This window comes from Micromonospora phytophila (genome assembly GCF_023656545.1).
Lineage (GTDB): Bacteria > Actinomycetota > Actinomycetes > Mycobacteriales > Micromonosporaceae > Micromonospora > Micromonospora phytophila.
Window position 1 is genome coordinate 1 of the sequence record NZ_JAMOKF010000132.1, and the last position, 13,074, is coordinate 13,074.

The 13,074-nt window shown below is 71.9% G+C and carries 12 protein-coding genes and 1 pseudogene; 7 read left to right on the forward strand and 6 right to left on the reverse strand.

Annotation, left to right across the window (positions count from 1 at the left end; genetic code table 11):
- The 3 genes and pseudogenes from NCC78_RS16985 to NCC78_RS16995 all read left to right on the forward strand — a co-directional run.
- Nucleotides 1-1,433: PP2C family protein-serine/threonine phosphatase (locus tag NCC78_RS16985; protein WP_250795566.1), on the forward strand; the 1,433-nt coding region annotated here is incomplete at its 5' end.
- Between the two features lie 160 nt (nucleotides 1,434-1,593).
- A pseudogene (locus tag NCC78_RS16990) lies at nucleotides 1,594-1,779 on the forward strand (IS5 family transposase); the annotation flags it as partial.
- Nucleotides 1,780-1,919: 140 nt separating this feature from the next.
- Complete coding sequence (locus NCC78_RS16995; protein ID WP_250795567.1) at nucleotides 1,920-2,906, forward strand: leucine-rich repeat domain-containing protein; 987 nt, start codon at nucleotides 1,920-1,922, stop codon at nucleotides 2,904-2,906.
- A gap of 34 nt (nucleotides 2,907-2,940) precedes the next feature.
- Here the strand turns inward: NCC78_RS16995 and NCC78_RS17000 are convergent, their stop codons facing one another.
- The 4 genes from NCC78_RS17000 to NCC78_RS17015 are packed head-to-tail and all read right to left on the reverse strand — an operon-like array spanning nucleotide 2,941 to nucleotide 6,507.
- Complete coding sequence (locus NCC78_RS17000) at nucleotides 2,941-4,116, reverse strand: UDP-N-acetylglucosamine--N-acetylmuramyl-(pentapeptide) pyrophosphoryl-undecaprenol N-acetylglucosamine transferase (RefSeq protein WP_250795569.1); 1,176 nt, start codon at nucleotides 4,114-4,116, stop codon at nucleotides 2,941-2,943.
- Entirely contained in the window at nucleotides 4,116-5,141 is a 1,026-nt protein-coding gene (locus tag NCC78_RS17005) for a D-alanine--D-alanine ligase family protein (protein ID WP_250795570.1), read from the reverse strand. Before NCC78_RS17005 ends, NCC78_RS17000 begins: the two co-directional genes overlap by 1 nt.
- Nucleotides 5,138-6,304: an alanine racemase gene (gene alr / locus NCC78_RS17010; RefSeq protein WP_250795580.1), complete on the reverse strand. Its 1,167-nt coding sequence runs from the start codon at nucleotides 6,302-6,304 to the stop codon at nucleotides 5,138-5,140. Before alr ends, NCC78_RS17005 begins: the two co-directional genes overlap by 4 nt.
- 35 nt (nucleotides 6,305-6,339) lie before the next feature.
- Entirely contained in the window at nucleotides 6,340-6,507 is a 168-nt protein-coding gene (locus NCC78_RS17015; RefSeq protein ID WP_250795572.1) for a hypothetical protein, read from the reverse strand.
- Nucleotides 6,508-6,685: 178 nt separating this feature from the next.
- Here NCC78_RS17015 and NCC78_RS17020 point away from each other — a divergent pair, with 178 nt between their 5' ends.
- Both NCC78_RS17020 and NCC78_RS17025 read left to right on the forward strand, forming a co-directional pair.
- Nucleotides 6,686-7,420, forward strand: a complete 735-nt coding sequence (locus tag NCC78_RS17020) for a response regulator transcription factor (protein ID WP_250795573.1) — start codon at nucleotides 6,686-6,688, stop codon at nucleotides 7,418-7,420.
- Nucleotides 7,417-9,072, forward strand: coding sequence for a sensor histidine kinase (locus NCC78_RS17025; RefSeq protein WP_250795574.1), 1,656 nt, complete (start codon nucleotides 7,417-7,419; stop codon nucleotides 9,070-9,072). The genes NCC78_RS17020 and NCC78_RS17025 overlap by 4 nt, the downstream gene beginning before the upstream one ends.
- A gap of 133 nt (nucleotides 9,073-9,205) precedes the next feature.
- On the opposite strand, the gene NCC78_RS17030 is transcribed toward NCC78_RS17025, so the two are convergent.
- Nucleotides 9,206-10,024 (reverse strand): lipase family alpha/beta hydrolase, encoded by an 819-nt coding sequence (locus NCC78_RS17030; protein WP_250795575.1) that lies wholly within the window; start codon nucleotides 10,022-10,024, stop codon nucleotides 9,206-9,208.
- A 220-nt stretch (nucleotides 10,025-10,244) separates the two neighbouring features.
- Here NCC78_RS17030 and NCC78_RS17035 point away from each other — a divergent pair, with 220 nt between their 5' ends.
- On the forward strand, nucleotides 10,245-11,597 hold the full coding sequence (locus NCC78_RS17035) for a pentapeptide repeat-containing protein (protein ID WP_250795576.1): 1,353 nt from the start codon (nucleotides 10,245-10,247) through the stop codon (nucleotides 11,595-11,597).
- Nucleotides 11,598-11,653: 56 nt separating this feature from the next.
- On the forward strand, nucleotides 11,654-12,151 hold the full coding sequence (locus tag NCC78_RS17040; RefSeq protein ID WP_250795577.1) for an isochorismatase family protein: 498 nt from the start codon (nucleotides 11,654-11,656) through the stop codon (nucleotides 12,149-12,151).
- Between the two features lie 501 nt (nucleotides 12,152-12,652).
- Here the strand turns inward: NCC78_RS17040 and NCC78_RS17045 are convergent.
- Nucleotides 12,653-13,074, reverse strand: a 422-nt coding sequence (locus NCC78_RS17045) for a hypothetical protein (RefSeq protein ID WP_250795579.1), incomplete at its 5' end; no start/stop codon positions are given.

Here is a 13,074-nt window from a genome sequence, read left to right on the forward strand (position 1 = left end):
AGACCCTTCCCGTCGACGCGGACCTGCCGCTGGCCCGCGCGGTACGGGAGAACGCGGTCGTGCCGCTGGCCGGGGCGGAGGGGGTCTGCCTGCCGCTGCGCTACGGCGACGGCGGCGCGCTCGGCGCCCTGGAGGTGCGCTGGCCCGGGCCGGTCCCCGGGGACGACGGGCGACGCAGCCTGCTGGACACGGTCGCCGGGCTGTGCAGCCAGGCGTTGCACCGGGCGGAGCTGACCGACTCCGCGCAGGCGATGGCGGAGTTCGCCGCCCGGCTCAGCGTCACCCGCTCCACCGGCGAGGCGATCGAGGTGATCCTGACCGCCGCGCCGGTCGCCCTCGGCGCGGTGCTGCCCGGCCTGGCGATGCAGGAGGAGGGGCGGCGCGTCCGGCTCTGGCACGCCGAGGTGCCGGACACCCTGTCCAGCACCTACGACGACCTGACCATCGACGATCCCCGGCCGATCGCCACCGCGCTGCGCACCGGGGAGCGGATCGTCATCCGGGACCGGGCCGACTTCGCCGCGCGCTTCCCCGGCCTGCCCGACCCGGTGGGCCGGCACGGCCTGGTCACCACCGTCGCCCTGCCGTTGCTGGACGCCCAACGCCGGCCGATCGCCGCGCTGGGCTTCGGCTGGCGTCGGGAGCGGCAGTTGCGCGACGGTGACCTGGCGCTGCTGGACACCATCGCCGACCTGTGCGAGCAGACCCTGGAACGGGTCCGGCTGGCCGCCGCGGAGCACAACCTGGTCACCCGGCTGGCGGGGCGGTTGCGCACCTCGGCCCGGTCCACCCCGGCCGGCCTGCGGGTGGCCACCCGGTACGCGCCGGCGATGAGCGGGCTGCACCTGGGCGGCGACTGGCACGACCTGGTCCGCCTGGACGCCGACCGGCTCGCCGTGGTGGTCGGCGACGTGGTCGGGCACCGGGTGGAGGCCGCCGCCGACATGGCCCAGCTCCGTACAATGATCAACACCCTGATCCGGTCGGGTGTGCCGCTGGGCGAGGTCTTCCCCCGGCTCACCGAACTGCTCGGCGTCGGCTTCCTCGGCACCTGCCTGGCCATGACGGTCGACCCGGTCGCCGGACTGCTGAGCGTGGCCCGGGTCGGGCACCCGCACCCGGTGCTGGTCCGTCCGGGGCGCCCACCCGAGCCGGTGCACACGCAGCAGGCCCTGCCGCTGGGCATGGTGCGCGAGCCGATGACCGTGACGACCGTGCCGTTCGGGCCGGGCGACCTGCTGGTGGCGTACACCGACGGGCTGGTGGAGCGGCGCGACCAGGCGTACGACGACGGGGTGGCCGCCCTGCTCGCGGTGGTCGACGCGGCCCGGGACGCGCCGGTCGAGGCGGTCGCCGACACGGTGATGGCCGAACTCTCCGGCTCCGAGGACGACCAGGCCCTGGTCGTCCTGCGGCACGTGGGCCGGGGCTAGCGCCTGTATCGAAGTTCACTGTTGGACCTGACCTGCCCGGATGTTGTTGGGCGCGTGTCAGAGATCGACAAATGGTGAGGTCTCCGGTAGCTGGTTCATCGACCAAGAAAACCTGCACCGCTGCCATTCCCCTCGTAGCGTGGAGGACAGAGCTTGAGGGCGTAAGAAGGGATCGAAGGGCGGACGTCCCCCGGCCTTCGACCCCGAAACCTACAAGCAGCGCCACGCCGTGGAATGCGGCATCAACCGGCTGAAACGCAACCGCGCCGTCGCCACCAGGTTCGACAAACTCGCCGTGCGCTACGAAGCCACCGTCCAGATCGCCGTGATCAACGAATGGCTCTGACCGACTTCGATGCAGAACCTAGGCCCTGTCCTGCCGATCATCCCGGCCTGCGCCGGGCCTGGTCGCAGCCCGATGCCGTTCGACGAGGACACGTATCCTCGTTCATAGCGCGACGACGGCGCGACCGTCGAATCACCGCATTGAAGGTCAGCATGGTTCCACCCGCTCAGGTCCGCATCAACGAAGCGCTGGAAACCCACGCCACCTCGTTAGACCTGACCCTCCTCGGCCTGCGCGAAGTGCCGGATTCGTTGGCCGACCTCACCGCACTCACCGACCTGCGACTGGACGGCAATCAGCTCACCAGCCTGCCGGACTGGCTCGGGAACCTCGCCACCCTCACAAGGCTCAGCGTGTCCAGCAACCGCCTCACCGAGCTTCCGGACTCGTTGCGGAACCTCACCGCCCTCACCGAACTCCAGTTGGGCCACAACCGGATTATCGATCTGCCGGACTGGCTGGGGGACCTTCCGGCCCTCGCGGAGCTGCGCCTGTTCGGCAACAAGCTCACCGACCTGCCGAATTCGCTGGGCAATCTCGGTTCTCTCGCCAACCTGTACCTGCACGACAACGCGTTCACCACGCTGCCGGTCACGTTGAGCAGGCTCACCTCCCTCGCCTATCTCTGTTTGTCCAACAATCGCCTCGCGATACTGCCGGCCTGGCTGGGGAGCCTGACCTCCCTGACCTGCCTGGCGCTGGATCGCAACAGGCTGACCGCGCTGCCGGATTCGTTGCGCAGCCTCACCAACCTCACCACGCTCTGGCTGGAGGACAACGCGTTCACCGAGGTGCCAGACCCGGTGCGGGACCTCACCGGCCTGACCGCCTTGTACCTGGAAGGCAACCCGCTCACCGGTCTGCCCGACTGGCTGGGGAACCTCACCGCCCTCGCTCACCTCGGCTTGTCCGATATCGGCCTCACGACATTGCCGGACTCATTGGGCAATCTCACCGCACTCACCATGCTCTGGCTGAGCAACAACCACCTCACCGTGCTGCCGGACTCGCTACGAAATCTGACCGCGCTCACCGACCTGTACCTGGACGGAAATCCGCTCACCGAGCTGCCCGACTGGCTGGAGAGCGGCGCACCCGCTCCGGCCCCACTTCGATACAGACGCTAGCGGGATGGCCGACATTCGCCATCGGACAGCAGGATCATGACCGGCACCGGCCGGCGGCGTCGATGATCGCGCTGGCCACGGCTGCGGCCGCGTGGGGGCGGCCGTGTTGGTGGGCGGCGTTGGCCAGCTCCCGGCGTCGCTCCGGGTGGTCGAGCAGCGCCATGATCTCCTCGTAGAGCCGGTTGGCGGAGGCGTCGGGGCCGGCGAGCATGCGGGACGCACCTGCGTCGGCGAGGTGCCGTGCGGTCCGCCGCTGTTCGTCGCCGCCGGTGGGGATGAGCGGGATGAAGACGCATGCCTTGCCCAGGGCGGTGAGTTCGGCGACGGTGCCGGCGCCGCTGCGCGCGACCACGATGTCCGCGGCGCTCAGGACGTCGGGCAGCTCGCCGTGGACGTAGTCGACCACCCGGTACCTGCTGCGCAGGTGTTCCGGGATGGCGTCGGCGACCTGCTGCATGCGGTCGAGTGAGAAGTCACCGCACTGGTGGAGCACCTGACATTTCGGCAGGAGTCCGGGGAGGATGTCGGCGATCAGGTTGTTGACCTGGACGGCACCCTGCGCGCCGCCGGTGACGTACACCAGCGGCAGGCGGGGATCCAAATGGTATGCGGCTAGCGCCCGGTCGCGGTTGCCGATGAGGATCTCGGGCCGGACCGGGTTGCCGGTGACCACCGCGCGGGCTTTCGCTTCGGCGGGCAGATGGTCGATGGAGGATTCGTGGCTCAGCAGGACTAGGTCGGCCAGGCGGGCGAGGATGCGGTTCGCCAGCCCGACGGTGAGGGTCTGCTCGTGCATGACAAGCGGGCGGCGGGTCAGCCAGGCGGCGATCCCGATCGGGACGCAGACGTACCCGCCGGTGGAGAAGACCACGTCGGGCCGGGCGCGGATAACGATCATGATGGCCTGGAAGATGCCGAGCGGGACGCGGAAGGCGTCGGCGACGTTGCGGCCCCACTCGTGCAGGTTGGGTGAGCGGCGCAGTTTGCCGGTGGTGATCGCCGTGAAGGGTATGCCCTCCTGCTTGGCGACTCTGGCCTCCAGCCCGTGGGCGACGCCTACCCAGAGGATCTCCGGTTCGGTGCCGGCTTCCGCCAGCCGGGCGCGGAGCGTACGGATCGTGGTCAGCGCCGGGTAGGTGTGTCCGCCCGTTCCCCCGCCGGTGACGATCAGGCGGACGCTGCGGAGATGTTCGGCGGTGTAGACGGCCATCAGCAGGGCCTCGAGCAGGCAGCGGCGGCACCTCGGTGCAGTGCGCCCCGGATGAGGATGTCGAGCAGCGCCGAGAAGTCGATTCCGGCCCGCTGCCAGATCTGCGGGTACTGGGATGCGGCGGTGAATCCGGGAAAGGTGTTGACCTCGTTGATCACCGGCTCCCGGCAGTCTCCGGTCCACGATGTGCCGTGATCGGTGTCCGGATCCGGGAGGAAGAAATCGACGCGGAGCAGCCCACGACAGCCGAGCGCGTGGAATGCCTGCACAGCCCGGTCCTGCAGCAGTCGGGCGGTGCCGGGGTCGAGTGGGGCCGGAATGTGGAAGACGGCACCGCCGTCGTACTTGGCTTCGTAGTCGAAGTAGGCGGCGTTCGCCACCCGTATCTCCAGCGGCGGCCCGGCCTCGACGCGACCGTCGGGGTGCTGAAGGACGCCGACGTCGATCTCGCGCCCGCGCACCGCACGCTCGACGAGAACCTTCGCGTCGCTCTCGCGGGCGAGCCGTAGGGCGGCGGGCAGCTGCGCCCATTGTTCGACCTTGGAGACCCCCAGGCTGGAGCCGGCCCGGGCCGGTTTGACGAAGACGGGCAGTCCCAGTCGCTCCTGATCCCGCGACGACAGCTCCTCGTCGGGGCGCAGCGTCACCCCGGCGGCCACGCGCAGCCCGTCGGCGGCGAGGAGTTTCTTCGTGACCGGCTTGTCCATCCCCGCGGCGCTGGCGAAGACACCGTTTCCGACAAACGCGACGCCGAGCCACTCCAGCATCGACTGGACGGTGCCGTCCTCACCGTACGGGCCGTGCAGCGCCGGAAACACCACGTCCTGACCGCCCAGTGTCCGTAGCGCCTGCGCGAACGTGACCCGGTCGCCATCCACCCGCCACCGGCCGTCCTGCTCGATCAGCACCTCGGTCACGTCGTACGTGTCGCGGTCGAGATGGGCCAGGATGCTCTCCGCCGAGCGCCGGGAGACGTCGTGCTCCCCGCTGCGCCCACCAAACAGCACCGCCAAACGAACACTCATGATGTTGCCGCTTCCCCGTGTAGGTGTACGCGCGCCACTCGCGCGCCAATTCCGGTCAAGACTTCGTGCGGGTTGGTGCCGGCCCACCGCGCCCACTCCGCGGCCGTCGGCTCGGCCGGGTCGGGCGAGCCCGGCTCGGCGCCGGGGCCGAAGACGACCACGGGATCGCCGAGCGACACCGGCAGATCGCCGACATCGACGACGCACTGATCCATGGCGATGCGGCCGACGATCGGGCAGCGCCGGCCGGCGAGCCAGACCCACGCGCGGCCCTCGGCGGTGCGCGACAGACCGTCGGCGTACCCGAGCGGCAGCAGGGCGAGCGTGGTCGGCCGGTCGGTCACGTGGTCGGGCCCGTACGAGACGCCGGTCCCGGCGGGCACGCGTTTCAGGTTGATCACCCTTGACCGCAGGGTCATGGCGGGTCGCAGGCCGAGACGGCGGGGACCGGCCGCGCCAGAGGGGTCGATGCCGTACATGGCCAGGCCGATCCGACAGAGATCGAACCGGGTCTCCGGGGCGGCCAGCGCCGCCGCCGAATTGGCCAGATGCACCACTTCAGGGTCAAGCCCGGCATCCCGGGCGATCCGCAGCGCCTCCCGGAACGTTGACAGCTGCCGCGCGATGCTCGGGCATCCCGGCACGTCGGCGTTCGTCAAGTGGGACCACACCCCGCGTACCCGGACGCTGCCCTCCGCCTCGTGCTTGCGAGCCCAGGCGACCAGTTCGGGCCATTCGTCGCCGCCGGCGCCGTTGCGTGACAGACCGACGTCCGCCTTGAGCTGGACCGCGGCGGGCACACCGAGATCCGTGGCCGCGTCGGCGATCGCGCGCAGATGGGTCAGGGTCGACACCGCGATGTCGACGTCCGCGGCGATCAGGCGGGTGAAGTCCTCATCCGGCCGGTGCAGCCAGCTCAGAACGGGCGCGTCGATGCCCGCCGATCGCAGCGCCACCGCCTCCGTCGCCGAGGTCACGCCCAGCCAGTCGGCGCCGGCGGCCAACGCGGCCCGCGCCACCGGCACCGCGCCGTGCCCGAACGCGTCGGCCTTCACCACGGCCATCAACCTCGTACGTGCGATCGCCGCGATCGTCCGGACGTTCTCCGCGATCGCCGAAAGATCGATCACGGCCTCGGCCAGCTGGGCGCTCTCGTTGATCACACCGGTCGGCGCGCGCCGACCGCGCGTACCCTGCCTCACCCGGCAGCCTCGGCTTCGACGGGCGGTTCATCCGGCCGTTCGGCGGCCCCGTGCCCGCCGACAGCGGCGGCCCGGCGCACCGCGAGCGTCTCCCGGATCCGCCGCCGGACCGCCCGGCGCCGTTGCTCGTCGCGGTGGCCCGGGTGTGCTGGCCCGAAGATCATGTCCGGCTCCTGACTGACATGACGGCACGGTAGGCAGCCCGTTGTGAAGAACCTTTGAAGAAGCCGTGGGCCAGCTGTGCGGACATCCCGCTCGCCGCTCTCCGGAGCCCGCCCACATCGGTTCTTCACGGGTTTCGGGTTTACTTGACCCCGCCACTACCAGGCAGGATGGGGAAAAATGAGCGCGCGGATCCTGGTCGCAGAGGACGACCCCAAGCAGGCCAACCTGGTGCGGGTCTATCTCGAACGCGAGGGGCACAGCGTGCTGCTGGTCGGCGACGGGCGGGCCGCGCTGGACCAGTGCCGGTCCCGCCGGCCGGACCTGGTGGTCCTCGACGTGATGATGCCGGTCGTCAACGGCCTCGACGTGTGCCGGATCCTGCGCGCCGAATCGGAGATTCCGATCCTGATGCTGACAGCCCGTACCACCGAGGACGACGTTCTGCTGGGCCTCGATCTCGGTGCCGACGACTACCTCACCAAGCCGTACAGCCCGCGGGAGCTGGCCGCTCGGGTGCGGGCGCTGCTGCGCCGGGCCCGGGTGGTGAGCGCCGACAACCGGGCGGTGCTGCGCGTCGGCGAGCTCGAGGTGGACGCCGGCCGGTTCGAGGTACGCGTCGGCGGCCGGCCGGTCGCCCTGACGGCCAAGGAGTTCGGCATCCTCGAGGTGCTCGCCGGCGAGCCCGGGCGGGCGTTCACCCGGGCGCAGATCATCGACCGTGCCTTCGGATTCGATCGTTTCGTGCTCGAACGCACCGTCGACGCGCACGTGATGAACCTCCGCCGCAAGATCGAGGACGACGTTGCCGAGCCGCGGTACGTGCAGACCGTCTACGGCCGCGGCTACCGGCTCGCCGAAGCGGAGCCGGCGGCGACGCCGACGCCCGAGGGCACGCCCGGAGCCAGCCGGTGAGTTTTCGGCTACGGGTGCTCTGGCTGGTCATCCTCGTCGCGGTGAGCGCGACCGCGGCGACCGCGTGGCTGACCCTGCGGCAGGCCTCGCAACAGATCAACGACTCGGCCACCACCGACCGGGCGCAACTCGACGAGGTCGTCGGCCGACTCAAGATGTACGGCAGCCGGCACGGCACCTGGGAGGGCGTGCCCGACCTGGTGCGGGACCTGCGGGCCCAGACCGGTCAGCGGATCCACCTGGTCGCCGACACGGGCGACGTGATCGTGGACACGGACACCCAGGAGGACCGCAACGCCCGGCCGCTCGGCACGATGGTCGGGGTCGTCGACCCTCGGCCGGTATTGGATCTGGCCGCACTGCCAGCGGAGCCGGCGAGCCGGCAGAAAGGTGTGGCCGGTGCGATCGCCGGCTACCGCACCGGCGTGCTGTTCGCGGCCTGCCTGACACGGGAATCCGTCCCTGTTGTCGCTTCACCCACCAGCACGGGAGTTCCGCAGTTCGATGCCGACCTGAGCGCGGCCGACGTGCGCGATCGCCCTGGTGTCGCTGAGATCGTCGACGGCTGCGCCGACGTCGCGGCAGAGCCGGGCCGGCACCTGGCAGACGCTGCCTCGGTGCAGGTGTGCGGCACCTCGACGGTGGAATCACTGGATTCCTGCCTGGCCCAGGCCTTCACCAACGAGATCAGTGACGTCGCGCCGACACCCGCCCGGGTCTACCTCGGCGCTCGCGGCAATCCGGCGTCCGTGTTGACCGCCGGTCCACTGCTCGCCGCGGCAGCGGGCGTTGCGGCGGTCGCGGTCATCGGCACCATGCTGCTGAGCCGGCGGGTGCTGCGCCCCATCGACACGCTCACCGCGGCCGCTCAGCGGCTCGGCCGGGGCGACCTCACCGGACGGGTTCCGGTGCGGGGCAACGACGAGCTGGCGGAGTTGGCCCGGTCGTTCAACCGGATGGCCGACTCCCTGCAGCGCGGGGAGGAGCGGCAACGCCGGCTGGTCGCCGACGTCGCACATGAACTGCGTACCCCGCTGGCCAACCTGCGCGGCTATCTCGAGGCGCTCTCCGACGGCGTGATCACGCCGGACCAGGATCTCTTCGCGTCACTGCACGAAGAGGCGGTGCTGCAACAGCGCATCGTCGACGACCTGCAGGACCTGGCCCTGGCCGAGGCCGGCAACCTGGCGTACCACCGGGTCACGGTGGATCTGGCCGAACTCCTGGAGACCTGCCGCACCGCCCACCACGCCCGGGCGGAGTCGGCCGGGGTGTCGTTGCGCGTGGCGGCCGAGCCGGTCGCGGTACACGCCGACCCCGACCGGCTCCGCCAGGTGGTGGGCAATCTCGTCACCAACGCCCTACGGGCGACCGCTGCGGGCGGCAGCGTCCGGCTGGTCGCGAGCCGCACCGACAACCAGGCGATCGTCCAGGTCGTCGACACCGGCTCGGGAATCGCGGCGGACGCCCTGCCGCATGTGTTCGACCGGTTCTGGCGGGCCGACGCCGCACGGGGCCGCCGTACCGGGGGCAGTGGCCTCGGCCTCGCCATCGCCCGGCAGATCGTCACCGATCACCAGGGCACCATCACGGTCGCGAGTGAGGTCGGCGTCGGGACGACGTTCACCATCACGCTTCCCCACGCCGACTAGGCGTTCTGTCCATGGGCCGACGGGAACCTGCCGACCCGGTCCCCTCGGCGGGACCGCCGGGCGGCCGCCACCGCCGAGGGTGGCGACCGCCCGCACGGTCCGCCTCCGGCCGCACGGCGACCGGAGGGAACCGCTAGAGCGCGAAGCAGTTCGGCCGGACCGGCGCGTCGGCCAGGACCTGCCGGACCGCGCTGTACGTGGTGCCGTCGAGCACCAGGCCCAGGTGACCGACGACCCGCAGCGGGCACCACGCCTGGATCAGCACGTTGGTGGCCCCGTCGGCCAGCGCCGCGTTGCCGACCGGGCGGACCAGTTCGTCCTGCCAGGTCCGGACGGTGGTCCAGCGCACCGCGCCGGGGGTGTCGTCGCCGCCGTTGAGGTCGGTGAGGAAGGCCGACCCGATCGACATCTGCTGGCAGGCGACGATCCCGGCGCAGCTGCCGAGCCCCACGAAACCCAGGATGTTGGCGACGTAGGTGCCCTGCTGCGGGCTGCCGAGGCTGACGTAGCGCGCGACGGCCTCCGTGCCGCCGAGGAACTTCACGTACCAGCGGGAGACCAGCCCGCCTTCGGAGTGGGCGACCAGGTCCACCCGGGACGCCCCGGTGACGGACCGGACCTGCTCGACGTAGGAGGAGAAGGCGCGGGCGGAGTCCCGGATGTCGCCGAAGCCGAGGCCGGGCAGTTGGTAGACGAAGACCCGGTGGCCGTCGGCGCGCAGCCGGGCGGCGATCGGCTCGTACGCGATGGAGACGCCGATCAGACCCCCGACGACGATGACGGGGTTGCGGGCGGCGGTGGCGGTGGTCGTCGCGGCGGTGGCGGCGGGAGCGGCGGGGCGGTCGGGGGCGGCCGCCGTGGCGTCGCCCGGGACGAGCGACACGGCGACGGCGGCGGCAATGGCGACGGTGGCGGTGGCGGTGGCGGTGGCACGGATCGTTCGGAGCAGCATGGCTGCACCTCCGGCGGGAGGTACCCGGGGAGCCGGGACGGTGGGTGGGGGTCCGATCGATCGTGGGACGATGATGAACGTCACAATTCATAGACGTCAATCAAAAGTTACGGCCCGGTAACCCGTTGACGCGCCGAGGGCGCAAAGCGGCAATTCGCTGGCAGCTCCACACAGGACGGCGGCGCTCCCGCGCTCGGGCAACGGATGGCATGCTGTGGCCGTGCGCCGCAGACCGCCCGAGGACGAGCAGCTGCGGGTGATGCCGTGGTGGCTGGTGCTGATCGGGCTGCTGCTCGCGGCGTTGCTCGGCTGGCTGGTGCTGGACTGGCTGCTCGGCGAGGCCGACCGGGCCGCCCAGCCGGACACCCGGGCGACGCTGCGGATCGACGCCATCCGCACCGGGCTGACGGTGGTGGCCGGCACCGGCGGTGGGCTGGCGCTGCTGCTCGCCGCGCGCCGACAGTGGATCAGCGAGCGCGCGCAGCGGCACCAGGAAACCGTCGCGGCGTCGGACCAGGCACACCGGGAGCGGGTGCAGGTGCACGCCGAGGCGGTCGCCGAAACCGGGCAGCGGCACCAGGACCGGCAGGCGGAGGCGGCCGAGCACGACGCCGCCGAACGCCGGCTGACCGAGCTCTACACCCGGGCCGTCGAACTGCTCGGCAACGACAACGCGGCGGTACGCCTCGGCGGCCTGCACGCCCTGGAACGGCTCGGGCAGGACAATCCGGCGCAGCGGCCGACCATCGCGGCCGTGCTCTGCGCGTACCTCCGGATGCCGGCGCCCGACGACGACGCGCGCGAGACGGAGGTGCGGCGCACCGCGCAGCGGGTGCTGACCCGGCACCTGCGCGCGGACGACGACGCCTGGTGGCCCGGGATCAGCCTGGACCTGACCGGCGCCCGGTTGGACGGCTTCGACGCCAGCGGCTGCACCCTGGTCGACGCCGACCTCACCGGCGCGGTCTGCGCCAGCGCCACCAGCTTCGCCGGCGCGCACGTGCACGGGCGGCTCTCGCTCGGCGCGGTCTTCGCGGACCTGGTCTGCGACGGCCTCGACGGGGACGCGGAGATCCTCCTGGACCACGCCCGGATCAGCGGCCGGGCCAGCTTCGACCGGGCCGACGTCGGCGGCGAGCTGTCGTGGCGGCGCGCGGACGTGGAGCGGGCCTCGTTCCGGGGTGCCACGTTCCGCCGCCCGGCGAGCTTCGACGGCACCCGCTTCGCCGGCGGCGTCACCTTCCGGGAGGCGACCTTCCTCGGCGGGCTGTCGATGGAGCACACCGCCTTCGCCGGCTATGCCGGCTTCCGGCAGGCCCGGTTCGCGGACATGGCCCTGTTCCGCTGGACCGAGTTCGGCGGGGAGACGCTGTTCGAGCGGGCCCGCTTCGAGGGGGCGGCGAACTTCGGTCGCGCCCGCTTCCACGGCCCGGTGACCTTCGACGGCGCGACCCTGGCCCGGCGCCCGCTGGTCGACCAGGCGCGGGCGGTGGCCGACGCCGTGCACGCCTGGCCGGAGGGCACCCGGGTGGACCGCCTCGACGACGACTGGCTGCTGCTCACCGACCCGTGAGCCGGCCCGGCACGCGAGCGGCCCCGGCGGTCGCGCCGCCAACTATGATCATCGGCGTGACGACGGCTCTCGTGCTCATCGACCTGATGCCCCGGATCATCGCACTGGACCTGGGCCCCTACCGCGGCGACGAGGTCCTCGACCGCTGCCGCCGGCTCGCCGACGTGTTCCGGGCGCAGGGCCGCCCGGTGGTGCAGGTCCGGGTCGAGCGCCCGGGCGTGGCCGAGCAGCCGCCGGGCAGCGACTTCGTCGAGGGCCTGGTCGCCCCGGGCGACGTCGTCGTCGTCAAGCGCACCATCGGCGCCTTCCACGGCACCGACCTGCACGAGCAGCTCCAACGCCGCGCGGTGGACACCCTGGTGCTGGCCGGCCTGGTCACCACGATGGGCGTCGAGTCGACCGGCCGCGAGGCCAGCGACCACGGCTACGAACTGGAGTTCGTCGCCGACGCGATGTCCGGCCTCGCCGCCGACGAGCACGAGTTCACCGTCGAGCGGATCTTCCCCCGCTTCGGCGCCGTCCGCTTCACCGACGACTACCGCGAACCCGCCTGACCCCGACACGCTTCGCCGAGGTCCAGGGGGAAGCGGGATGACGGGCAGGTCCCCGCCCCGTACGCCTGCCCTCGGTGGTCAGCACGCGTCGTGCTCCGGCGCAGCTGCATCAGCAGAGAGCCGTGCGGGAGCGACCAGTCGGATCGTCCGGGTGAATCAGCGGTCGGCGACGAAGACGCCGAGTCCGTGAACGCCCTGCACCCACCCTGCGGGTGATCCGTGAGCAGCTCGCGGAGTGGGACGCGTCCGCCCCCGACGGTGAACGCCGCCGATCTGCGGGACTACGCGAGCCGGCAGGTCGTCGAGGCGCAACGCACGGTCGAGGAACACCGCACTGAGGCGTACACCGGCATCTGCCGCGGCTGCGGGCGGCCGGGGCCGTGCGACGAGCAGCGCGCAGCGTGGACCCGGCTTGCCCACCACGACGAGACGCTGCGCGTGCTGCGGAACCTGGGCCCGCCGGTGACCCGCCGCCGCCCGACCGTCGGTCACGGCACGTCCTTAGCGGACGATCCGGAAGATCAGCAGGTAGGCGAGGTAGGCGGCCGGCACCGCGACGAAGCAGAGCAGGAAACCGAGCGGCAGGTAGCGGGGCGGCGTGCCGGCGACGATCGCCGGCCGACCCCAGCGGCCGAGCACCAAATAGCCGGCGAAGAAGGAGAGGGCGGGCAGCCCGGCGCAGATCCACGCGCCGAGGGTGAGGCCGTCGACCAGGCCGATGCCGGAGGCCACCACCATGACCACCATGAGCACCACCCCGGCGCCCGCGCTGGCGGCGTAGACGGCGAGCGCCCGGGCCAGCGGTGACCAGGTCGGCAGCAGCGCCGGCCGCTGGGCGAGCAGCTCGGCCTGCTGCGCGTGCCGGTCCGCCTCGTCGGCGTAGCGCCGCGCCAGCTCCAGCTCGGTGCCCGGGTCGGCCTCCG